This is a genomic window from Providencia sp. PROV268 (assembly GCF_028477805.1).
Classification (GTDB): Bacteria; Pseudomonadota; Gammaproteobacteria; order Enterobacterales; family Enterobacteriaceae; genus Providencia; species Providencia stuartii.
Genome location: NZ_JAMPLW010000023.1, coordinates 69018 through 93872, shown reverse-complemented (window position 1 = coordinate 93872; position 24855 = coordinate 69018). Strand labels below are relative to the sequence as shown.

At 44.4% G+C, this 24855-nt stretch carries 20 protein-coding genes; 2 read left to right on the top strand and 18 right to left on the bottom strand.

The window, feature by feature from the left end; all coding sequences use genetic code 11:
* Positions 1 to 87: 87 nt before the first annotated feature.
* The 6 genes from menE to PR699_RS16010 form a co-directional block, all read right to left on the bottom strand.
* On the bottom strand, positions 88 to 1524 hold the full coding sequence (gene menE / locus PR699_RS16035; RefSeq protein WP_014656252.1) for an o-succinylbenzoate--CoA ligase: 1437 nt from the start codon (positions 1522 to 1524) through the stop codon (positions 88 to 90).
* Entirely contained in the window at positions 1512 to 2483 is a 972-nt protein-coding gene (gene menC, locus PR699_RS16030; protein ID WP_014656253.1) for an o-succinylbenzoate synthase, read from the bottom strand. Before menC ends, menE begins: the two co-directional genes overlap by 13 nt.
* Positions 2483 to 3340: a 1,4-dihydroxy-2-naphthoyl-CoA synthase gene (gene menB, locus PR699_RS16025; protein ID WP_004921088.1), complete on the bottom strand. Its 858-nt coding sequence runs from the start codon at positions 3338 to 3340 to the stop codon at positions 2483 to 2485. The genes menC and menB overlap by 1 nt, the downstream gene beginning before the upstream one ends.
* A gap of 12 nt (positions 3341 to 3352) precedes the next feature.
* A complete protein-coding gene (gene menH, locus PR699_RS16020; RefSeq protein WP_014656254.1) occupies positions 3353 to 4117 on the bottom strand; it encodes a 2-succinyl-6-hydroxy-2,4-cyclohexadiene-1-carboxylate synthase in 765 nt (254 codons plus the stop codon).
* Entirely contained in the window at positions 4117 to 5790 is a 1674-nt protein-coding gene (gene menD / locus PR699_RS16015) for a 2-succinyl-5-enolpyruvyl-6-hydroxy-3-cyclohexene-1-carboxylic-acid synthase (protein WP_014656255.1), read from the bottom strand. The genes menH and menD overlap by 1 nt, the downstream gene beginning before the upstream one ends.
* Positions 5791 to 5909: 119 nt before the next feature.
* The gene (locus PR699_RS16010; RefSeq protein WP_004921096.1) at positions 5910 to 7241 is read right to left on the bottom strand and encodes an isochorismate synthase; all 1332 of its coding nucleotides are present in this window, start codon (positions 7239 to 7241) and stop codon (positions 5910 to 5912) included.
* Between the two features lie 803 nt (positions 7242 to 8044).
* Between PR699_RS16010 and PR699_RS16005 the strand changes: the two genes are divergently transcribed.
* Positions 8045 to 9247: an alpha-xenorhabdolysin family binary toxin subunit A gene (locus tag PR699_RS16005; protein ID WP_014656256.1), complete on the top strand. Its 1203-nt coding sequence runs from the start codon at positions 8045 to 8047 to the stop codon at positions 9245 to 9247.
* A 13-nt stretch (positions 9248 to 9260) separates the two neighbouring features.
* Complete coding sequence (locus PR699_RS16000; protein ID WP_014656257.1) at positions 9261 to 10268, top strand: alpha-xenorhabdolysin family binary toxin subunit B; 1008 nt, start codon at positions 9261 to 9263, stop codon at positions 10266 to 10268.
* Positions 10269 to 10321: 53 nt separating this feature from the next.
* Here PR699_RS16000 and nuoN read toward each other — a convergent pair whose 3' ends face one another.
* From nuoN to PR699_RS15940, 12 genes are all read right to left on the bottom strand, one after another.
* Entirely contained in the window at positions 10322 to 11785 is a 1464-nt protein-coding gene (nuoN, locus tag PR699_RS15995; protein ID WP_014656258.1) for an NADH-quinone oxidoreductase subunit NuoN, read from the bottom strand.
* 6 nt (positions 11786 to 11791) lie between these two features.
* A complete protein-coding gene (nuoM, locus tag PR699_RS15990) occupies positions 11792 to 13312 on the bottom strand; it encodes an NADH-quinone oxidoreductase subunit M (RefSeq protein ID WP_004921104.1) in 1521 nt (506 codons plus the stop codon).
* A gap of 19 nt (positions 13313 to 13331) precedes the next feature.
* Complete coding sequence (gene nuoL / locus PR699_RS15985) at positions 13332 to 15188, bottom strand: NADH-quinone oxidoreductase subunit L (protein ID WP_014656259.1); 1857 nt, start codon at positions 15186 to 15188, stop codon at positions 13332 to 13334.
* Positions 15185 to 15487, bottom strand: a complete 303-nt coding sequence (gene nuoK / locus PR699_RS15980) for an NADH-quinone oxidoreductase subunit NuoK (RefSeq protein WP_004921109.1) — start codon at positions 15485 to 15487, stop codon at positions 15185 to 15187. The genes nuoL and nuoK overlap by 4 nt, the downstream gene beginning before the upstream one ends.
* Positions 15487 to 16032 (bottom strand): NADH-quinone oxidoreductase subunit J, encoded by a 546-nt coding sequence (gene nuoJ / locus PR699_RS15975; RefSeq protein WP_004921110.1) that lies wholly within the window; start codon positions 16030 to 16032, stop codon positions 15487 to 15489. The genes nuoK and nuoJ overlap by 1 nt, the downstream gene beginning before the upstream one ends.
* A gap of 12 nt (positions 16033 to 16044) precedes the next feature.
* Positions 16045 to 16587 carry an NADH-quinone oxidoreductase subunit NuoI gene (nuoI, locus tag PR699_RS15970; RefSeq protein WP_004921112.1) on the bottom strand — a complete coding sequence of 181 codons (543 nt, stop codon included), beginning with the start codon at positions 16585 to 16587 and terminating at the stop codon, positions 16045 to 16047.
* Between the two features lie 14 nt (positions 16588 to 16601).
* Positions 16602 to 17579 (bottom strand): NADH-quinone oxidoreductase subunit NuoH, encoded by a 978-nt coding sequence (gene nuoH / locus PR699_RS15965; protein WP_014656260.1) that lies wholly within the window; start codon positions 17577 to 17579, stop codon positions 16602 to 16604.
* Entirely contained in the window at positions 17579 to 20311 is a 2733-nt protein-coding gene (gene nuoG, locus PR699_RS15960) for an NADH-quinone oxidoreductase subunit NuoG (RefSeq protein WP_071821155.1), read from the bottom strand. Before nuoG ends, nuoH begins: the two co-directional genes overlap by 1 nt.
* A gap of 90 nt (positions 20312 to 20401) precedes the next feature.
* A complete protein-coding gene (gene nuoF, locus PR699_RS15955) occupies positions 20402 to 21760 on the bottom strand; it encodes an NADH-quinone oxidoreductase subunit NuoF (RefSeq protein ID WP_272577859.1) in 1359 nt (452 codons plus the stop codon).
* Entirely contained in the window at positions 21757 to 22299 is a 543-nt protein-coding gene (nuoE, locus tag PR699_RS15950; protein WP_004921124.1) for an NADH-quinone oxidoreductase subunit NuoE, read from the bottom strand. The genes nuoF and nuoE overlap by 4 nt, the downstream gene beginning before the upstream one ends.
* A gap of 2 nt (positions 22300 to 22301) precedes the next feature.
* On the bottom strand, positions 22302 to 24101 hold the full coding sequence (gene nuoC, locus PR699_RS15945; RefSeq protein ID WP_004921126.1) for an NADH-quinone oxidoreductase subunit C/D: 1800 nt from the start codon (positions 24099 to 24101) through the stop codon (positions 22302 to 22304).
* A 73-nt stretch (positions 24102 to 24174) separates the two neighbouring features.
* A complete protein-coding gene (locus PR699_RS15940) occupies positions 24175 to 24849 on the bottom strand; it encodes an NADH-quinone oxidoreductase subunit B family protein (RefSeq protein WP_004921127.1) in 675 nt (224 codons plus the stop codon).
* Between the last annotated feature and the right edge of the window lie 6 nt (positions 24850 to 24855).

Sequence of the window (24855 nt, the reverse complement as noted above, 5' to 3'; positions counted from 1 at the left end):
TAGTGATTAGTTTGCACTATTGACGAAACAAGCCCATCTAACTCTGACGATGCTTTATCACCCCTGTTTTCATCAAAAATAGATAAACTACAGTCCTGAATTCTCTTTTGACTGAATAAGGTCGGGTTGCTGTAACACCCAATTTTTCACTTGCTGGCGCGATACCTTAATACCGCTTCCTTTTAAGCTATTCTCTAATAGAAAAAAATGAGCAGGATATTGAAAAGGCGCTAGTTTGCCTTTTAGCCAACCTTGAATGGTGTCTAATTCACATTTATCGCTGAACTCAATCACGGCAACAGGCCTTTGACCAAACTCCACATCATCAATTGGAATAATAAAGCTTTGACTCACCGCTGGATGGTTATTAATCACCGCTTCAATATCTTCCGGTTGAACACACTCTCCACCACTAATAAATAAGTTATCCAGCCGCCCGATCACATGATACTCATCGTCGATATATGCGCCTCTATCATTGGTTTTGAACCAACCTTCGATAGTTTTTAATGGCATCATTTTTCCATCAAACCAATATCCCATCGCTTGGCTCTGTGAACGAACCTGAATTTCTCCCTCGACTAAGCGCAACTGTTTCCCTTTAAGTGGAAGGCCAACCCCTTTCTTACCATCTGCACGTTTTGCACAGACGGTCGAAGCCATTTCTGTCATACCATAACCACTCCAGCAATCAATGCCTCTATGTGAGGCAAGATCAGTCAATGCAGTCGGGATCGTCGCGCCACCAAGTAAAACCTGTTTTAAAGATAGTGATAATGTTTCCGTTTGATTGAATAACCGCCACAATTGTGTCGGAACCAAAGACGCATGGGTAACCGTTTGTAATGCTTCGATAAGCGGTGTTGAGCGTATTGCTAGTTGCGCTCCGCGCAGCAACCAACGCCATAAAATACCTTGCCCTGAAACATGAAATAACGGTAAAGAAAGCAGCCAGCAATCATGCTGTTGGTAATCCATCGCCTGTAACACACCATTTGCACTATCGAGGTGAGCAAGCACATTATGCACTGCCGCCTTTGGTAACCCCGTAGAGCCAGATGTTAAGATCAAAGTGGCGGGTTGGGTCTTCGCATGAGAAAAGTGAGGCAGATGGTGTTCCCACTCATGCGCCGTTACCGCTCGCTCTGACACGGCTAAAATTGGGTAAGTAAACTTAGCCAGTAAACCATCATCAAAATCGATAGCAAAATCAATATTCAGATGTGGTAACAGTTCTGCCAGTAAAGACTCAGGTAAACGAGGGTTAAGAGGCAAAACTTTCGCCCCACAATACAATGTTGCAAGTTGGCTCAATAACAGTTCTACACTATTTTTACCGCGCAACACTACGGTTTGTCCGTCACGTAAACCCTGTTGAGTAAAGTGATAAGCGAGCCTCATCACTCGTTGATTCAGTTGTTCCCATGTCAATGGCTCAATATCGGTAATTAATGCCACTGCTTCAGGTCGATGACTGGCCCAATGTTGCCAAGGCCAGTCTTGGAAAAATACTAACTCTGCCATTCGATAGTCAATTCATCTAATTGCTTCACTGGAAGTGAACTATTTGGCCACGTGCGTATCAGTTGAGACTGGATCAAATCTAATGTGTCCAACCCTGGTAGCGTATTAGGCGTTAATGCATTAGCAATGCGCGCTAACTGAGTCAAACCAAAACTACTTTCAATCGATGAGCTGATCACCGCTTGCAGACCGTGATGATGAGCCTCTGTGACTAATTGGCGGCAATAAGCAAGGCTACCGGTTAACATCGGCTTGATCACAATCGCCGCAACTCCCGGTTGAGGCTCCACCCTAAAATCAGCCTCACGCACACTTTCATCCCATGCAATGGCAATGCCAGTATCTGCGGCATATTGCAGTGATTCTTCCCGTGTTTTACAAGGCTCTTCAAGGAAGTCAATACGATCGCGATAAGCAGGGTTAACATATTTCGCAAAGCCATCTGCTTTTGCACGCGTCCAGCTACGATTAGCATCAAGACGTAATTTTAGGTCAGGCACCGCTTCCAGTAATAGGTTCGCCACCATGCCATCACGTACCGCCTCATACAAGCCGACTTTGACCTTAGCGATTTTTTCGCCTTCCATTGCACTTAGACGCAAAATCAGGTCATCAGGATCACCACTACACAATGGTGCTTTGCGGTAGTCGGCTTGCTCAGGAAGTTCCCCCGATAATTCGGCCAATGCACAACTACAACCAAAAGCTACCGACGGTAACAGGCTTTCCGCTAGTGGCTTACCACTTACCCACTCGGCAAGCCGATGTTTGGCTTCTTCTGTTGCCTCCGCCAGCGTTTCTTGGCTAAATTCGGGGAGCGGTGATATTTCCCCCCACCCTTCATTATCCCCTTCTTGTAAGCGAACCAACAACCCATCGCGAGTTTTCAGGCGTTGGTAGCGCAGGATAACGCCTGCCTCCATCGGCAGGCTAAACGCGTAAAGTGTTGCCTTACGCATTATGGATTACGCTTATATTTAGAGAAATCTGGCGCACGTTTTTCATTAAACGCATTGCGTCCTTCTTGACCTTCTTCTGTCATATAGAACAGCATAGTTGCATTGCCAGCCAACTCTTGTAGGCCTGCCTGACCGTCACAATCTGCATTGAGTGCCGCTTTCAAACAACGTAGTGCCATTGGGCTATTTTCAAGCATTTCACGACACCAGCGTACGGTCTCTTTTTCAAGAGAGGCATATGGTACAACCGTATTCACTAAGCCCATTTCCAATGCTTCTTGAGCGTTATACTGGCGGCACAGGAACCAAATTTCACGCGCTTTTTTCTGACCAACAATGCGTGCCATATAGGATGCACCCCAGCCACCATCAAAAGAGCCTACTTTAGGACCTGTTTGACCAAAAATCGCGTTATCCGCGGCAATCGTTAGGTCACACATCATATGTAATACGTGCCCACCCCCAATAGCAAAGCCAGCCACCATCGCCACAACAGGTTTTGGACAAGTACGAATTTGGCGTTGGAAATCTAGGACGTTGAGATGGTGAGTACCACTTTCATCACGATACCCGCCGTAATCCCCACGAATTTTTTGGTCTCCCCCTGCACAGAATGCTTTTTCGCCTTCACCCGTCAAGATAATAGTACCGATTTTATCGTCATAACGCGCATCAGCTAACGCTTGGATCATCTCTTTTACGGTCTGTGGTCGAAATGCGTTACGCACCTGTGGACGGTTAATCGTAATCTTTGCAATCCCTTCTGACGACTTGTGATAGAGAATGTCGTCAAACCCTTCTGAGCAATCTTGCCATTCGATTGGGGCATAGAGTTTTTCTTCGCTAGGATAAATCATTATCAAGTTCCTTTAACCACAGTGTGATAAAAAATGATGAAGTGCAGTGGCATAGCCATACGGATTTTCCCGATGAGCATTATGCCCTGCATTATTAATTAGCGTAATCGGCAAAGCATATTGTTGCGAAACGCTTCGAAATTTTTGATCTTGTTCACCACAAAAGTAGCGAAATGGCATCGTAAGCTGATACAGTTTGTCCACCAAAAAAGGCTGTTTAGACAAAGAGGTACTTTCTAACATATCAGCGACAGCTAAGGGGTTATTGTGCTGTCTTAACAAGATTAATTGTTGGCGTTGGCTCGCAGTTAAATGTGCAAATACAGGTTGTTGATACCAATCATTTAACACTTGGCAAATCGGCTCGTGGCGAAAACGTTGCGCCCAATGGTGGTCGTTGGTGTAACGAGACTCCCGCTCCGATGAGCTATTTAGCCCAACATTTCCTCCTTCAATTACCAACCCGCTTAAACCTGCTGGTTGGCGATAACAAGCCGTATGCATAGCAAGGCGTGCACCCAACGAATATCCAATAAGGTAATAATGTTGAATACCATGATGTTGTAAAAGTTGAACCAACTGCTCATCAAAATCAGCAAAACTTTGGCAGCTTATAGACTGAGATAATCCATGACCGGGCAAATCAACACGCAATGACGGGAAGTTAGGGCACAGTTCCACCATCGGCAGCCATTCATCGGCGCTACCGAGCAGCCCGTGTAACCACACTAACCAAGGCCCCGAATGATGTTCATTGTGTCGATAAGCCGCTAACATCAGAAACTGCCTACCTCATCAAGTAACTGTTTTAAAGTTCGCGCACCTTCGTCACTCTCGGTGTTTAATTCAATCAACAATGTCCCTTGTTGGTTATACCAAAATTGTTCAACAGTGTTTTTTAGAGAGAGCCAATCTTTAGGTGCTGCGTACTGCAAGCCAAACATCAGTGCCGCATGCTGAAAGTGAATATTTTGTGGCATACAATAATACTGCTGCCTTGCCGCTTCAGGCGTAGGTAGCATAGAAAATATCTGCCCACCGTTATTATTCACCACAATTAAAATTGTTGGCGCTGAAGGCGCTCGCAATAAAGCGAGGCTATTGAGGTCATACAGTGCCGAAAGGTCACCAACAATCCCCAAGGTCGGCTTGGTGGTTGCCCGCTGGACACCAGACATTGTTGAAATTAGACCATCGATACCACTGGCCCCCCGATTACTATAAACCGGATAACCCACGGGTAATTGCGCCAAAGCATCAATTAGCCGAACAATTAAGCTATTACCCACAAATAACTGCCCTTTTGGCGGCAGTAGCGCTGGTAATTGATGCGCAATCGCGGCTTCAGAAAAGTGATTGCGTAACTTTGTACTCACATGCCGTTGTGTCTGCTCAGCCAACGAGTAAAGATCTTCACACCAAGCCCCTCTTGGTTGAGCGGGATGAGCATCAAGCCACCCTTTAATTGAGCATGTTAATTTACGTCCGTAGTGATGAGCGGGGTCAAGGCGTTCTGGGATCGTATCAATGATCCAGTATTCTTGTGGATGGCACTGCGCTTGCCATTGAAGTAGGCGTTTTCCTGTTAAGCTCGAGCCGAATTGTACCACCAGTTCAGCTTCATTAAGTCGCGCTTTGGCCTGTGGATGAGCTAACCATAAATCTGCACAAGGATAAGGTTGCCCTGTTTGTGACAACACATCGCTAATTAACGGCCAGCCAAGTTCCTTCGCCCAGTTTGCAACACGCTCACCATCTTGACTATTCATACGACCCGCAATAACAACCCCTTTTTTCTGACGCCAAAAATACCAGTCAGAAATATGGGCAACGGTGTTGGTTAAAGGCTCGCTTAACCAAGGTAAATTAGAATGCCACCAATCGCCAAGTTGTTGCTGCCATTCATAATCTCCTTCCGTTTCACCATACAGCGGCTCAGCAAATGGGCAGTTAATATGGAAAGCGCCGTGGTGTAGTTGATTCATCCCATTATCAATGGCACTGACTAACCATTTCGCCGAAATATCACGAGTTGGTCGGGGTAACATCAAACTTTGTGATGGGTGTGACGCAAAGATATATGTTTGGCGAATAGCCTGATTCGCGCCACAATCGATAAGCTCCGGCGGTCTATCTGCCGTCAAAAAAATGACTTTTTCGCCAGTCAGTCCGGCTTCAATTAGGGCAGGATAGAGGTTAGCCACTGCGGTTCCTGAAGTGACGATCACGCCGACAGGCTCAAGGCTTGCTTTTGCTAAACCTAAAGCTAGATGCCCCAAGCCTCTTTCATCAAAATGAGTATGGCAGTGAAGCTTATTGTTATTCGCTGCTGCTAACGTCAAAGGTGTAGAGCGAGAACCAGGCGCAATACAAATATGTTTCATACCGTGGCGGGTGAGTGCTTCGATAATAATCTCAGCCCAACGCATATTAAAAACAGAATTCGACATAATGAGCTCAATAAGTTGTTTATTATCAGTAAGTGTAATGCGCTTGATATAAATTTCTTGATCTTAGAACAATTTTTAGTGAACTAATTGAAACCAAAAGAAAAATAACCATATTATATTTATGGTTTTTCAGGGGGTTCAAGTAGAGATTTAAGCCCCGCAGCTTTATTTTCAATTTCAATCCATTCTTGCTCCGGATCAGAATCACTGACAATCCCAGCCCCCGAGAACAATGACAACCGTTGATGTTCAATTTGAGCACAGCGTAAGGACACGGCGAACTCACTTTTATTTAAGCTAACGAAACCTCCCGTTCCAGCGTACCATCGGCGCGAGAAAGGCTCATGTTCCGTTAAAAACTGACGAGCAACCGTTCTCGGCAACCCACATACCGCAGCAGTAGGTTGTAAACGCTGTAAACATTCACTGTCTGAAGGTGACACTAAAGTTGCGGCAATCGAACGATAGAGGTGTTGGATCTTGCGTAGGCGAATCACTTTCGCGGGGGAAACATCAATACCCGTTACAATACCTTGTAACTGCTGGCAAATATCGTCCACGACCACTAAGTTTTCGTGTTGGTTCTTACTGTCTTCCATCAACCATTTTGCTTTTTCAGCAGCAATCGCGTCATCAGGATGATTCGCGACTGTACCTGCAAGTGCCTCCGAATTGAGTTGTGTACCTTGTCGTAGATACAAACGCTCCGGTGTTGAGGACAGAAAACCTGTTTCTTGGCTTAATGCCATCATAAAATGGTAGCATTGAAAATTAACTCGTTGGCTTGCCGCTAAAAATTCCGCCACAGAAACGGGTTGTGACAACGTCAATTTCGTTTCACGCGCCATTACAACTTTTTCCATCTCCCCTGCTCTCATTTTCGTGATAGCTTTATTTAATAGGTGGCACCACTGCGCCTTTTCAGGGAAATGTTCATGACCGATAATTTGTGTATTTAAAGGTGGCAATGTTGCCGCTGGCTTGAGCTGCTTTAAAAATGCGATTGCGGCTAAACGGTCATCTTCACCTTTGATATTAAGATAGACTGATATTGATGAACGAACGCGAAAAATTTCTAAACGCGGTAAAAAGTAAAACGTTGCCTGTTGTTTATCGGCCAATGAAATTCCTTCACCAACCGCGTTCCAGCCATTTAAGCCCCATAAACGCATATCGGGATACTGGGCATGTAAAGACAAAAATTGTTCGGCCTCAGTGATTGCGTTAAATTCATATACGGTTCCCAGAGCGCTACACTCATCCGTTCCCGTGCGCTGATACCAATAGAACTGCGGATAACAGGATTGAGCCGATAGCCAAGCTAACCCAGGAAATGTAGAGTGACCATCCAATTGCCAATGTAGACGTATGAATTCTTGATTGCCCAATGCCAATGTTGACAGTTGATGAAGAATTTCAGTTATTAAATTATCTATTTTTTTATATACCACTTTAGATCCCTACTGCCACACTCAACAAAGACTATCGATAATTATATAGTGCAATATAATTTATTAATACATTGATTATTTCTGACAATAGGTGTTACGCCTCGTAAAATCAAATATGTATTAGTAATTTTTTATTACATCACCAATAAATCACTACGCATCTTATTGTATAGATTAAAAAATTTAACTTTAATTATTTACTTGACTTATATCAATCTTTATCTTCAAGATCACACAAAAACACCATTTTGTTTTTTTACTTGATGGTTATTTGTTAATCATATTTGTACAAAGTAAAATAATCATCATCGGGTAACAATACGGTAAGTATTCAAATACGTCACATCACACTAAAAAAACATTAATTATAATTACGATATTAAAAAATAAAAAAATGATATGACAAAAACAATGCTCGCAGAGTTAATATTTATTATTCACTCTCTTAACGCGTCAAAGAGTGACATAATATTTTTATCTTAGAACATTTAATATAACTTCCTGCACTTTTATGATTAGACATTTCAACATTTAATCATAATGAATTTATTATCGATTATATTAGGTCGTCAATTTATAATATATATTTTCATATTTTAGTATCTACTTTTAGGCGATCCTTAAAGTAATTTATTCTTAACTATACGGGGTAAATGCGAATCTAATGTTTTATCATGGGTGATAAATTTCTTAGAGGTAATACTATTTTTAGCTCTATCATTTTTATCGCATCACTCATATTTGTGATTTTCTGTTGTCTACCTTTTATTTCAACCACAATACTTAATTGGAAATGAACCATTATGAGTGAAATAACTTATGACAAAATAATTGAAAAAGAGAATATAGGAGCAGCAACTCTTGCATTATTAACCAACCAAGACCCTCACTCTGCTCGCCCCGCCGGCATTTTTACTCACCAAGATTTAGTGAATATTCATCGATATACCCATTTTGCCCTTTCATTACCAACATCAACATTAGAAATCCATTCATGGCTAAAAATTAATGAATCAACTGATTTACCCATAAAAATTAGCGCATTGACTGAGGTTATTCAATTAATTCACACCCATGCCAGCGGTTGGGATGGTGTCGAACAAGAAGTTAAACAACAATCTATTAATTTATCACTGATTAGTCGAAATATTGTTCAGACTGGAAATCAAATCATTGAATACATTAATGATATGCCTATTATACAGCAAATAGCCAATAGCATTGACGACTTGTCAGCCGAGGCGCTAGATGGGCTTACTTACCAAAATGATGACCAGCAAATTGCCACAGAATTATTAAGCATACTGAATCTCATCCAAGATGATATTAAAATGCAAGCCAATAAAACTTCTAGGATTAAAAATACTATTTCTGACTTTCGATCACATATTATTGGAGGTGCTTTATCTAATAATCAACATGTTGATTCTTTATTATTTAAAGTTAAGTCAATTTATTTGCAATTAGATTCTATTGATGATATTAATTCTGAATCACATCTTTTTGAGAAAGTCACTTTACTCAAAAAAGAGGTATTAACACTCGAAAAAGAATATGACCATTTTGTTAAGTTAAGCTTTACAGGCCTTGCTGGTGGTTTAATTGGATTACTGATTACAGGAGGGATATTCGGCAGCAAAGCTGAAAAAGTCCGCCATCGAAAAAACGCATTACTTAAAGAAATTGTTGAAATCAATAACAAACTCAATAAAGATCGCTTTATTAAAAAAGTTATTTTTGATATTCAAGTACATTTACAGAAGATTGAAGGCTATTTTAAAGATGCAAGATTAGCAGTTGACCATTTAGACTATATGTGGCTTGTTATTTTGACCGAAATTAAGCAGTCAATAGAAACTTTTGCGCGTATTGATAATGCTGCCAACCTTTTAAAGTTTATTGCTCGTTTCAAAAAAATTATCACCGCATGGGCGTCTGTGCAAACTTACTCAGAACAACTCATTGAACTATTTGATATTAAAATGACACATTACTCTCATGCTTAATAAAGGTAATACTATGCACCAAACCGTAAATTTCCCAGTTTTACCTGCTATTGAGTTTTATCAGGTAAGAATGCTCATTAATAAAATTAATAATTTTAATCATAACATTCTAAGTTACGATCCGAGCATTTTTAATCGAATAAAACGGATTGCTACTCAGGCAGAAAGTCTCAATGAGCAAATCAGAAACTCATTGCCAATAATGAAATTAAAAACTCGTTATATCATTGATAGTACGATTAGTGAGCGATTTTCAAGTCAGGATGTTGATGACTTAAAGGGAGGTCAACAGGATTTAGAGTTAACAGAATTTATCGATGACTTTACTGAGCTTAAAAATGAGCTAGAGAAGCTAACGGCACCTTTACGTACCACAAGCGATTATCTATTGGCATTACAATTAGAAGAAGCAAACCACCTTAAAAGTGAGAGCTATCGTAACCTACAAAATCGCCTTTTATTACTGGCTAACAATAATCAAAAGACATTGGATGAGTTTAACCAAGAGTTAATTGCTATTGTTAAAGCTGAAGAAGTTATCTTAAATTACAAGCTAGCGGATTTATTTGATCATGTTTTTCCTGATATATCGCTCATTGAATCATTAAATATCCCTCCTTCTAAAAAAGATCTGCTAAAAATTGCGATTGCCTGTGCCAAGCGCTTACTCACTATCCTTGACAATGGCTTAGATTTTATAAAATTGGTCAATGTTCGACTCTATTTGGTCGATCAAATCGCTGTTTTAAATGAGAAAGACCAGCAGTTTAAAAAGCGCATCGATAAGCTGACACACCTACTTATGCTCACTAAAGATATTTCAAAAATAGATGAGCAACGACAAGATGTGGCTGCCCATTTTCAGCAGTTACAATCTTATTTAACGCAATGGATTGACTATATGCAGACATGTTTAGACGAGCAGACGTTTAATATCCATAATGCCATCAAATCTTGTGAAGCCTTTATGGACTTTATTAATGAAGCCGAATATCAATATCAGCGCCAATTAGCTGATTAAAAAAAACGGCTACTGAAAAGTAGCCGTTTATTTTACTGTGATGGCGGTGAAGATTAAAGCGGGCTCACAGCCAATACCATATAGGAGAGATTGATAAGCGGTTGCGGCCATACCCCTAGCAGGATCACGATAATTGCACAGATAGCAGCAACAACTGTCCCGAAAGTGGCTTTTTCTGGCCCAGTATAACGATCTGCATGTTCTGCATCACGGCTATACAAGCTTGCCATAAAGCGTAGATAGTAGAATAGACCAATCGCACTACCTAAGACCACGGCACCAGTTAACCACCATAGCTCTGCCTTCACTGCGGAAATAATCACATAGAATTTACCAATAAACCCTAATGTAATTGGTATACCAGCCAGAGAAAGCATCATCACGGTAAGCACTGTCGCAAGTATAGGCTTATGCCAGAACAGCCCGCGAAATGCACTCAAGTCATCTTGGTCATCGCCACGATATGGGCTAGAAATAATGCTGATCACACCAAAGGCGCCCAAACTTGCAAACAAATAGCCGACTAAATAGATAGCGACAGTGACTTGGGAATCTGTTGGGGCGGCGCGTAATGCAACTAAGGCAACCAGCAGGTATCCCATATGAGAAATGGACGAATAACCAAGTAGGCGTTTGGCACTTTTCTGAGTGATAGCCATCAGGTTACCAAACAGAATCGAAGCAATAGCGATGACGCTAACAACAATCGCCAATGTATTACTTTGAGCAGCAGGCGCTTCCATAAAGATACGCATTAATACTGCAAAGATACCAATTTTACTTCCCGTTGCTAAGAACGCGGATACCGGAGCTGGAGCACCTTGGTAAACGTCTGGAGTCCATAATTGGAATGGGAACAGTGATAATTTAAAACCGAAGCCTACAATCAACATCCCCAAGCCAATCAACACCAATGGCGCATGGATTTGGCTATCAGAAAGACTCTGACCCACAGCCGCAAAGCTTAAGCTGCCTGATTCTGCATACAGTAAGGCGATACCAAAGAGCAAGAAAGAAGAGGCAGCGGCAGATAACAGCATGTATTTGATACCTGCTTCCAGCGAACGTTTACGTTCAAAGGTGTAAGCCACAAGACCGAACAAGGGTAAAGAGATCAATTCAATACCAATGAACATGGATGCCATGTGGTTAGCCATTGAAAGTAAGACGCCCCCTGTTACCGCAATCGCCAGTAACAGATGGAATTCTTCTTTATTATCATTAAAGCCTTCCAACCAATGGAAAGCAAAAATGCTGGTTGCCATACCCGCAATCAGGACCAATGCGCTGTAGAACATCGCATAGCCGTCAACACGAATAAGCGGAGTGACTTCTATTGGCAGACCCTCTGCAATAAAGAACAGAGATAGCAGCGCAACGGCGAAGCCGAATACTGTCAGTGTGGCACTTGTTAGGTGATCGCGTCGCCACGCAATGGACAGCATCACAACCACCGCCGTCAATCCGACGATCAATAGCGGGAGTATTGCGATCAATTGTTGAAGTGTTATTGTCATGGCGAATTACGGCCTTAATGTTGTAAGTGAAGCAGTGTACAAGTTATGTAATGTTTCCATCGCACCCTCTGAAGTATCCAGAATTGGTTGTGGATAGAAGCCAATAATAACCAGTAAAACAGCCAGAGCCAGCAGCACACCAAATTCACGTGCTGTTAACCCTTTCATTTCGCTCTCGGATTTTGGTGTACCGTAGTAGGTTTGTTGCATCATCCACAATGAGTAGACAGATGCGAACACCACACCAAAGACCATGATGCAAGTCACCAGCGTAAATTGGCTGAATGTACCAAACAGGATCATGAATTCACCGATAAAGTTACCTGTGCCCGGCATACCTAAAGTTGCAGCGGCAAAGAACAGTGATAAACCCGGTAACCATTTAATACGTTTCCATAATCCACCCATCATGCGCATATCACGGGTTTGTGTACGCTCATACAACTGCCCGCTGATGATAATTAATGCTGCACCTGACAAGCCATTTGTGATCATTTGGATCACTGCACCTTGGTATGCAAGAACAGAGCTAGCGTAAATTGCCACCGTCACAAATCCCATGTGAGACAAGCTACTGTATGCAGCAAGACGCTTAATGTCTGTTTGTTTAAATGCAAGCCATGCACCGTAGAAAATGCTGATCACACCAAGTGTCATCGCAATAGGTGTAAACTCGATCGATGCTTCAGGGAACAGAGGTAGTGTAAAACGCAACAGGCCGTAAGCCGCTGTTTTCAACATGATACCTGAGATATCCACAGAGCCTGCTGTTGGCGATTGCTCTTGGGTATCCGCCATCCAACCGTGGAATGGCACTAATGGCATCTTAACCGCAAAGGCAATAAAGAAGCCTAACATTAGCATAAAGCCAACGGTGCTAGACATCTGAGTACCAAGCAACTCATTGTAGTTAAATGTCCACACAGAGGTGTCGCCGAAGTGGACTAATGCTAATCCAACAATCGACACCAACATAATCAAGCCACTCGCTTGTGTGTAGATAAAGAACTTAGTGGCAGCGTTAATATGCTGTCTGTTTTCTGCTCCTTTGTGCCCCCAGTTAGCAATCAGGAAGTACATTGGGATTAACATCATTTCCCAGAAGAAGAAGAACAAGAACAGGTCAACCGCCGTAAAAATCCCCATCACACCTGCAATAATCCACAGCAGGTTAAAGTGATAAGCACCTTGGTTGGCTTGGTTTTCACTCCACGAACTGAGGACTGAGAAAGCCCCCATGATCGCGGTTAGTACCACCATTAACAGTGATAAGCCATCAATCGCCAGATGGAAATTAATACCCAGCATTGGGATCCACGGCATTGAGTATTCCACTTGCCATTGTGGAACACCTTGTGGATTTACCAGAGAGTAATCTCCCTGTAGCCATAACAAGATTGATAATATTAATGTTATTCCCATTGAAGCCAGCGCAACCCAACGTGGTGCGCGGTGGCTAAACCGGTCAGCCTGCCAGCTTAGCAGGCCACCGATGAAGGGAATGAGTATTAGCCAGGGTAATAGCATGGCGCAATGTGTCCCTTAATTAAACCAAAAGCAGCAGAGCAAGAATCAGCACTGCACCCAGCCCCAATGAGGCAACATACCAACGGACCTGACCGTTCTCACTAATTGCCAACCCTTTGTTTGCCCAACGAGACAAGCAGGCAGGTAGGTTCATCAATGAGTTCACAGGATCGCTTTCCAGTAGCCATGCAACACCCTTGAAAGGTTTTACAAAGACAACGTCATACAGCCAGTCGAATCCCCACGCATGATACCACCATGTTGAGAAGAACCGGCCTGGTGCACTTTTCGCGATAACTGTGGCGATAGAGCGTCTGTACAGATAAATGAATGCCACAATCAACAGTCCGATAACAGCAAGGCTACCTGAAAGCATCTCCAACTGTAGCTTACCAGCTTCATGCTCCAGTGGATTAACAGGGAATACGCCTTCTAACGGCTGGTGAATCTGCGCACCAATAAATGTCGCTAAAATTGCCAAAATGCCCAATGGTATGGAGTGAGTAAATCCTTTGACCTTGTGCGCTTTAATTTTCGCTTCGCCATGGAAGGCGATGAAAATCATACGGAAAGTATACATTGCTGTCAGTAGTGCACCGATGAGGCCAGCCCATAAGAGAACCGTTTGGCCATCCACTTCTGCACCCCACAAAATAGCGTCTTTACTGTAGAAACCGGCCGTGAATAGAGGTAGTGCAGCCAGTGCACTTCCGCCGATTAACATCACCGTATAGACGTATGGAATTTGCTTACGCAATCCACCCATTTTGAAAATATTTTGTTCGTGATGACAAGCAATGATCACCGAACCTGCTGACAAGAACAACAGTGCTTTAAAGAAGGCGTGCGTCATCAGGTGGAAAATAGCTGCATCCCACGCCTGAACACCTAGAGCCAAGAACATATAACCAATTTGGCTCATGGTTGAGTAGGCCAATACACGTTTGATATCGGTTTGAACCAATGCTGCACAGCCTGCTAACAACAGGGTGACACCGCCCACAATGCCGACCAGATGTAAGATTTCTGGTGCCATCAAGAACAATGCATGGGTACGAGCAACAAGATAAACACCCGCGGTTACCATGGTTGCTGCGTGGATCAGAGCAGAGACCGGAGTTGGACCCGCCATCGCATCGGCTAGCCATGTCTGGAGTGGCAATTGAGCAGATTTACCTACCGCACCACCTAAGATCATTAAGGTTGCCCATGTGATTGCGCTGCCACCTTCTGCCATTTTTTGTGGTGCCATTACAGCCATTTCGCTGAAGTTCAAAGTACCGAGTTCATTCCACAGAATAAACATACCGATAGCTAAGAACACGTCACCAACACGCGTAATGAAGAAGGCTTTCATTGCCGCTTTGCCGTTATCTGGATTGGTGTAGTAGAAACCGATCAACAGGTAACTGCACAGCCCTACCCCTTCCCAACCGAGATACATCAGCATCATGTTATCGGCGAGTACTAAAACCACCATGCTCGCGATGAACAAGTTAGTGTAAGTAAAGAAGCGTGAATACCCTTCCTCACCACGCATATACCAAGAAGCATAAACGTGGATCAGGAAGCCAACGCCCGTTACAACACCTAACATCGTCAGTGAGAGGCCATCAAGGCGAATCGTAAACGGGATATTGAAATCTCCCACTGACATCCAAGTCCAAAGCAGATCGGTGTACGGAGGATATGCACCATTTGCAAGTACAGGTTGTTCTAAAAACTCAATACCCGCATACAATGCAACAACCGCTGCAAGGCCGACGACTCCAGCCCCAATAATAGCTGAAACATTTTCTGACCAACGACCGCGGGAAAATGCTAATAGCACTGACCCCAGAAGCGGAAACAGAATTGTTAAATAGAGTAAATTCATCCGCGCATCTCACTGACTTTATCAATATTCAGGTTCTGACGATGACGATGGAGTTGCAGTAACAACGCCAATCCAATACTCGCCTCCGCTGCAGCCAGTGCAATTGCCAGAATGTACATTATCTGGCCGTCTGGTTGCCCCCAAAAACTCCCAGCGACCACAAAAGCGAGCGCTGTTGAGTTAATCATGATTTCCAGTCCGATCAGCATGAAAAGCAAGTTGCGGCGGATAACAAGGCAGCTTAGCCCCATCACAAACAAAATAGCCGCTAAAATCAGACCATGTTGAAGAGGTATCATTATTGTTCCTCCGCTTTCGCTTTCGCATTGCTAACAAGATCAGCACTGTTTTCAGTACGGTCACGACCTACGTGGAACGCAACTACTAAGCCTGCTAGCAGTAACAATGATGCCAATTCAACCGCTAGGACATAAGGTCCAAACAAGCTAATTGCCACCTCTTTCGCACTAATCACCGTGCCAGTAATACCGTCTTGGTATGACAGGCTGGTAATGCCGTAAACCAGAAGTGCCAGCAATACTGCAGATAACAGTGCCGGCCCAATCCAGTTTTTCGGTGCCAGCCATTCACGCTCTTGCTCTTGAACAGAGCGCCCAAGGTTGAGCATCATCACCACGAAAACGAACAGTACCATGATGGCACCCGCGTATACGATGATCTCCAAAGCCCCCGCAAAGTATGCGCCGAGCGAGAAGAACACCATAGACAGTGCCAGCAGAGAAACAACCAGATACAACAACGCATGTACCGGGTTAGTATTGGTTATCACCCTCAAAGTCGCTAAAACAGCAACCAGACCGGCGATATAAAATGTAAATTCCATGAATATCGCTCCTTATGGCAACAGGTCTTTGACGTTAATTGGTTTGGCTTCGTTATCCGCTTCACCTTTGTCTTTACCTGCAATCGCCATACCCGATTTACGGTAAAAGTTATAATCAGGATATTTACCCGGACCTGAAATTAATAAGTGATCTTTTTCATAAACAAGATCTTGACGACGCCATTCACCCATTTCAAAGTCAGGTGTTAATTGGATTGCCGTTGTTGGGCAAGCCTCTTCACACAACCCACAGAAAATGCAGCGTGAGAAGTTAATGCGGAAAAATTCAGGATACCAACGCCCATCCTCATGCTCCGCTTTTTGCAGTGAGATACAGCCCACTGGGCAAGCAACCGCACATAAGTTACAGGCAACACAACGCTCTTCACCGTCTGGGTCACGGGTTAATACGATACGACCACGGTAACGGGGCGGCAGGTAAACTGGCTCTTCGGGATACATTTGCGTTTCACGTTTTTGGAACGCATGCAAACCGACCAACCAAATACTGCGTACTTGAGTGCCGAAACCGACCAATAAATCTTTCAATGTCATGGTTCAATCACCCCTTACTGAGCGTTGTATAAAATAACTGCTGCGGTACCCAGCAGGTTAAGCAGAGTCAGCGGCAGGCAGATTTTCCAACCGAAAGACATCACTTGGTCATAACGTGGGCGGGGTAAAGATGCACGGATCAGGATAAACATCATCATGAAGAAGGCAGTCTTAATCGCAAACCACAGGAATGACGGCAAGAAAGGTCCATGCCAGCCACCAAAGAACAGCGTTACAATCAAGGCAGAGACTGTAACAATACCGATATACTCACCAACGAAGAACAGGCCGAATTTCATACCTGAATATTCAACGTGGTAACCATCCGCAATCTCTTGTTCAGCTTCTGGTTGGTCAAACGGGTGACGGTGACATACCGCAACACCTGCAATCGCAAACGTCACAAAGCCAAAGAATTGAGGAATGATGTTCCACATACCTTTCTGAGCGTCCACAATATCAATCAAATTGAAAGAGCCTGCTTGAGCCACAACCCCCATCAATGAAAGACCTAAGAACACTTCGTAGCTCACCGTTTGTGCGGAGGCACGCATCGCACCTAGCAGTGAGTATTTGTTGTTACTTGACCAACCAGCAAACAGCACGGCATAAACCGCAAGACCTGCCATCATCAGGAAAAATAAGATCCCGATATTCAGGTCAGCGACATACCATGTTGGGCTGACAGGTACGATAGCAAAAGCGAGGAACAGCGAACAAAACGCAATCACAGGTGCTAACGTAAAGATTTTTTTGTCTGCAAACTGTGGGATCCAGTCTTCTTTGAACAACATTTTGAACATGTCGGCCATTAACTGCCCCATGCCGAATGGTCCAACGCGGTTAGGGCCATAACGATTTTGGAATAAACCGAGAATACGGCGTTCACCCAAACTCATGTATGCCCCACAGATCACAACAACCAATAGGATGACAATCGATTTAAGGACGGAAACTAAAATTTCCATCACTTCTGGGGATATCCAATCCATCATGCCCCCCTCCGCAGATTATTGACTGATACACCCGCCATGGCTGGTGCAATACCTGGCATACCCAATGGCAGACCGATTTGACCACTCGACAGATTTTTACTCACGCGCACCGTCAGATTAAAGGTTTGTCCTTCATAACTGAACTCCGCTTGAGTACCTGCTGCAAGGCCAATCGCCGCGGCATCTTTTTCATTCAACATGATATAAGGTTCCGGCATGCGCTGCTGGATCACCTCAGAGCGTTGTGACATCTCATCACTGCCGAACAAGTGATAGTAAGGCGCAACCACCCACTGAGCTTCAGTCGCCTGATAAGCCGCTGGGATCTCCGTGAAATAACCCAGTTTACCTTCTGTTGAATTAAACAAACGAACGCCCGGATCACCAAAACGCAGATGGCCACCCACTTCACTTTGGAATTTGTTCCAAGCTTGTGGTGAGTTCCAACCTGGTGCCCATGCAAATGGAATTTGCTGACGTGGTGCCGTTGGGCTGTTGTTCCCTTCCATAGAGAACGCAAACGCCGTGTCTTTATCTTGCGGTTGGCGCTGTTCATGAACCGATTGATTCGCTAGCATCGCCGTACGCCCACTATAACGGTGTGGCTCACGAGCAAGTTTCTGACCACGAATACGGAAAGATGCTTTTGGTGCCGCATCGACAATACCTTCAAACTGAGGTAACGCAGCCACACAATCCGCAATAACATGATCAAGCTGAGACCAATCTGCATCACGTGCTTGCGCTTCTGTTTGCAGTGAATGCAACCAGCGCCAGCTTTCGTTCATGACGATAGATTTATCGTAGAAAGATGGGTCAAAGACTTGGAAGAAGCGTTGAGCGCGACCTTCTTGGTTGATCAAGGTTCCATCTGCTTCCGCAAAACTTGCCGCAGGTAATACCAAGGTGGCTTTATCCATAATGGCAGTATGTTGATGATCCGCCACAATGAGGTGCTTCAGTTTCGCCAATGCACTATCGACAGCGTTAACACTGCTATGACGGTAAAGGTCATTTTCCATCACAATAGCGACATCGACTTCATTTGCATTAATGCGCTCAAATGCACTATCCAACGGCTGTGCTTTCATCATTGCGAGACCAAAACTATTCGCGTGGGAAGCAAGGTAAGATAGCCCCACTTGAGCACCTTTTGCTTTGAGTGCAAACGCAACGTTAGCAGCCGCTTGGATCATCGCATCGCTTGCTGAGTGGCTACCACTGATAATCAATGGTTTTTTCGCACTGGCCAGCGCTTGAGCAATGGTTTCAACTTTAGCTCGTAAATCAGCAGGTAAATCTGTTACAGCCGGTGCATCACCATTAATCATGTTCGCAATAGCGAAACCAAAACGCGCTTGGTCTGCAACAGGAGCACGGTAGTTAAATGCCGCGATATCATCTAAACGCGTATCGTCAACGTTAGTGATAAACAGAGGGTATTTCGCGTGTTGGCCGATATTCATGATCGCCGCTATTTGCCAGTCTGCCACTTTTTGGGCCGCTGCCATTTCACGAGCTTTACCTTTAACGGCTTGGCGAACCGAGAGTGCCATACGAGCACCCGTCTGAGTTAAATCTTCACCCAGAACCAGTACTGCATCGTAATCTTCCACTTCGCGTAAGCTTGGTGTATAGATCCCCCCGTTTTGCAGAATGTTGTGCATCAATTCAAGGCGACGCTGTTCATCTGCCGAAACACCTGAGTAGAAGTTTTCCGCGCCAACTAATGCACGGAGTGCATAGTTACTTTCGACACTGGCACGTGGAGAGCCGATACCAATCACTTTTTTCGCTTGATTGATGATCTGTGCACCACTTTGCATCGCTTCAATGGCTGAAATCACTTGTTTCACGCCATCTTTATTTAGCAGTGGCTGGCGAGGTCTATCTTTACGGTTAACATAACCATAGCCAAAGCGCCCACGGTCACACAGGAAATAGTGGTTTACTGAGCCGTTGTAGCGGTTTTCAATACGGCGTAATTCACCATAACGTTCACCTGGGCTAGTGTTACAACCGATGCTGCACTGTTGGCAGATCCCCGGTGCAAACTGCATATCCCATTTACGGTTATAGCGTTCTGAATGTGTTTTATCGGTAAATACCCCCGTTGGACACACTTCAACTAAGTTACCGGAGAATTCACTCTCCAGAGTGCCATCTTCAGTACGACCGAAGTAGACATAGTTGTGTGCGCCATACACGCCTAAATCCGTACCATCTGCGTAATCTTTGTAATAACGCACACAACGATAGCAGGCAATACAGCGGTTCATTTCATGGTTAATGAAAGGCCCCAGATCCTGATTGATGTGAGTACGCTTGGTAAAACGGTATTTACGCATATTATGACCGGTCATTACCGTCATATCTTGTAAATGACAGTTGCCCCCTTCCTCACAGACTGGACAGTCGTGTGGGTGGTTGGTCATTAGCCATTCCACAACACTTTCACGGAATTGTTTGGCCTCTTCATCATCGATAGAGATGTAAGTCCCTTCCGTTGCCGGTGTCATACAAGACATCACGAGACGACCACGAGTGTCATCCGCGTTTTGATATTGCTTAACCGCACACTGGCGGCAAGCGCCAACGCTTCCCAGCGCCGGATGCCAGCAAAAATAAGGAATATCTAGCCCCAGAGAAAGGCAGGCTTGTAACAGGTTTTCAGACCCGTTTACATCATATTCTTTGCCGTCTACATATATTGTAGCCATAGTCAGCATGCTTCCCAAAGGCCCGCTCAACAGCAGGCGTTAATCAAAAATACGTTCTTCGTGAAAATCGATTTTTGCGGTTGCTCATTCGCAAAAATATTACCAACGCTGTTTTAATAGGTTGGGCTGGATACCGGCTATCTGAGCAATATTGCGCAGATCTTTTTGCGAGATACCCGCTTCGAATTCTTCACGGAAATATTTGATGGCGCTCTGTAATGGCTCTACCGCACCCGGTGCGTGAGCGCAGAAAGTTTTACCCGGACCTAAGAAACGGCAAAGTTGCTCTAATGTTTCAATATCGCCCGGCTGCCCTTCCCCTTTTTCTAACGCCTGCAAAATTTTCACGCTCCATGGCAAACCATCACGGCAAGGCGTACACCAGCCACAGGATTCACGAGCAAATAAAGTTTCAAGGTTACGAACCAGAGACACCATGTTGATTTCGTTATCCACGGCCATCGCTAACGCAGTACCTAAACGGCTCCCTGCTTTACCGATAGATTCAAAATCCATTGGTAAATCAAGATGATCGCCAGTTAAAAAGTCAGTACCCGCGCCGCCGGGTTGCCATGCTTTTAATGTCAGTCCATCACGCATCCCACCTGCATAATCTTCCAACACTTCGCGTGCTGTTGTGCCAAATGGCAATTCCCATAAGCCTGGATTTTTCACTCTGCCTGAAAAACCCATCAGCTTGGTGCCCGCATCTTTACTCTTGCCAGCACTGAGGTTGATATACCATTGCTCACCATGCTCTAAGATGGCAGGAACGTTACAGATAGTTTCAACGTTGTTTACGCAAGTAGGTTTACCCCATGCACCTGACGTTGCAGGGAATGGTGGTTTTGAACGTGGGTTCGCGCGACGCCCTTCAAGGGAGTTAATTAATGCCGTTTCTTCACCACAGATATAACGACCAGCACCGGTATGCACGAACAGTTCAAAGTCAAAGCCTGAACCTAAAATATTTTTACCGAGTAACCCAGCCGCTTTCGCTTCTTCGATGGCGCGACGTAGGTGTTTGGCCGCCTCAACATATTCACCGCGTAGGAAGATATAACCACGATAAGCTTTTAGCGCATAAGCCCCGATGATCATGCCTTCAACTAAAAGGTGAGGCAGTTGCTCCATCAAAAGACGGTCTTTATAGGTGCCTGGCTCCATTTCATCCGCATTACATAAAAAGTAACGCAGTTTCATGTTTTCGTCTTTTGGCATCAGGCTCCATTTCAGACCAGTGGAGAAACCTGCACCGCCGCGGCCTTTTAGCCCAGCGTCTTTGACAAGGCTAACCACCTCGTCGGGTGCCATGCCTTTAAGTGCACGTTCAACACCTTTATATCCATTCTTACTACGATACTCATCCAGCCAAACAGGTTGTTTGTCATCACGCAAACGCCATGTCAACGGATGTGTTTCCGCAGTACGGATCACTTGTTTAAAGGAGTTTGTCATGGATACTGCTCCAGTAACTTTTTAATATCTTCAGGCTGTACGTAGCTGTGAGTGTCCTCATCAATCATCATAGTAGGACCCTTATCACAGTTACCCAAACAACAGGTTGGTAGCAGCGTAAAGCGGCCATCTGCCGTTGTTTGCCCTGGACGAATATTTAACTGATTGATAATTTCAGCTTCTAATCCTTGGTATCCCGTAATATGGCAAACCACACTATCGCAATAACGAATAATGTGGCGTCCTACAGGTTGACGGAAGATTTGGCTATAGAATGTCGCCACACCTTCGACATCACTCGCGGGGATACCTAGTACTTCGGCAATCGCGTAAATAGCACCGTCTTCAACCCAGCCACGGTTTTTTTGCACAATTTTTAGTGCTTCAATTGAGGCAGCACGCGGGTCTTCATAGTGGTGTTTTTCACCTTCGATTTCAGCACGCTCGGCTTCCGTTAAAACGAAACCGTGCTGTGTTTCTTGCGGTTCAAAAACATTTACGCCATCAAGACTGGTCTGCTTATTATGTTCATTATGCATGGTTAGCGATCCACATCCGACATTACAAAATCGATACTACCCAGATAGACAATCAAGTCGGAAACCAGACTACCTTTGATCACCGCTGGAATTTGCTGCAAATGCGCATAGCTCGGTGTACGAATACGAGTACGGTAGCTCATTGTGCTGCCATCACTCGTTAGGTAGTAACTGTTAATCCCTTTAGTTGCTTCGATCATCTGGAATGATTCATTCGCAGGCATAACTGGACCCCAAGACACTTGTAAGAAGTGGTTGATCAGGGTTTCAATATGCTGCAACGTCCGCTCTTTCGGTGGCGGCGTCGTCAATGGGTGATCGGCTTTGAAAGGCCCTTCTGGCATATTCTTCAAACATTGTTCAAGAATACGCATACTTTGGCGGATCTCTTCCACTTTGATCATCACACGGTCATAACAGTCACCGTTGTGAGCAATAGGAATATCAAACTCAAAGTTTTCGTAGCCTGAATACGGACGCCATTTACGCACGTCAAAATCAAGACCTGTCGCACGTAAACCAGCACCAGTAACCCCCCAAGCCAAGGCTTCTTCTTTTGTATAAGCAGCAACCCCGATTGAACGGCCTTTCAAAATGGTGTTTTTCAGTGCTGTCGTGACATAAGAGTCGAGGCGTTTTGGCAGCCAATCTAATAATTCACGTAGTAATTTATCCCAACCGCGTGGTAGGTCATGCGCAACACCACCGATACGGAACCAAGCTGGGTGCATACGGAAACCGGTAATGGCTTCAACGACGTTGTAAACTTTTTGGCGGTCTGTAAACGCAAAAAACACAGGGGTCATTGCGCCGGAGTCTTGAATATAGGTACTGATATAGAGTAAATGGCTGTTAATGCGGAACAGCTCAGATAGCATCACTCGGATCGTTTTCACGCGATCAGGAACTTCAATGCCCGCCAGCTTTTCAACGGCTAACACATAAGGCATTTCATTCACACAACCGCCAAGGTATTCAATACGGTCAGTATAAGGAATGTAGCTATGCCAAGACTGACGCTCACCCATTTTTTCAGCACCACGATGGTGGTAACCGATATCTGGTACGCAGTTTACGATTTCTTCACCATCTAGCTGCAACACAATACGGAAGGCACCGTGTGAAGAGGGATGGTTAGGTCCTAAGTTAAGGAACATGAAGTCTTCGTTTTCATTACCACGCGCCATGCCCCACTCTTCTGGTTTGAAAGTTAGTGCTTCCATTTCCAGATCTTGTTTTTGCTTAGTTAGCTCAAATGGGTCAAATTCTGTAGCGCGCGCTGGGTAGTCTTTACGTAATGGGTGACCTTCCCAGCTTGGTGACATTAGCAGGCGGCGTAAGTTTGGGTGACCTTGGAAGGTAATACCAAACATATCCCACACTTCTCGCTCGTACCAGTTAGCATTTGGGAACAGTGATACGATAGAAGGTACATTCAGGTCTTTCTCATTTAATGCGACCTTCAACATGATATCGCGGTTGCGATCAATCGAGATGAGGTGATAGAAAACACTAAAGTCTGCCTCTGGCAAACCTTGTCTATGTATTCTCTGACGCTCATCCACCCCATGCAAGTCAAATAACATGACATAAGGTTTTGGCAATTTTTTCAAAAAGTCTACGACTTCCAGTAACTGCTCACGTCTTACCCAAATAACTGGCATTCCAGTACGGGTAGCTTGAACAGAAAAGGCATCCGGGCCAAATTGGTTGCGCAGTTCCAGAAGCACAGGATCATTTAAATGTTCCTGTGTCTGCCATCCTGGCAGGGTACTCTCTTGCGCTATCTGATCTGTCATCATTCTTCACCATAACGCTTGATCAGGTTTATCATTTCGCAACACATTGCTCTGTTACGCTGTATGGCTTTAAGCCTTAAATTTCGTCTGGGGTTCGCAAGTTAGTCACTGCGATACGTTCACCGTGCTTTCTTTCTCTTTCTGATTGCATATTGGCACGATAAACCCCCTGATCACCAACAACCCACGATAGCGGACGACGCTCTTTACCGATGGATTCCTGTAACAGAAGCAGTGCTTGCATATAAGCTTCAGGACGTGGTGGGCAACCGGGAATATAAACATCCACAGGAATAAATTTATCTACACCTTGGACGACAGAATAAATGTCATACATACCGCCAGAGTTAGCACATGAACCCATGGAGATGACCCATTTTGGTTCAAGCATCTGGTCATAGAGACGTTGAATGACGGGAGCCATTTTCGTAAAGCAGGTTCCTGCAACGACCATAAAGTCGGCTTGACGAGGTGAAGCACGGAGAACCTCTGCCCCAAAGCGGGCTACGTCATGAACTGCTGTGAACGACGTCACCATTTCAACATAGCAACATGAGAGACCAAAGTTATATGGCCAAAGAGAATTTTTGCGCCCCCAGTTAACGACATCGTGTAAGGCATGAGAAAGTTTTCCCATGTAAACACTGTTTTTAACTTGCTGCTCAAGTGGATCGGTAACGATTTCTTGAGTTTGCAGGGGATAACGGTCGTTCTCACCGTTCGGATCTATGCGGGTGAGCGTATAATCCATTGTATA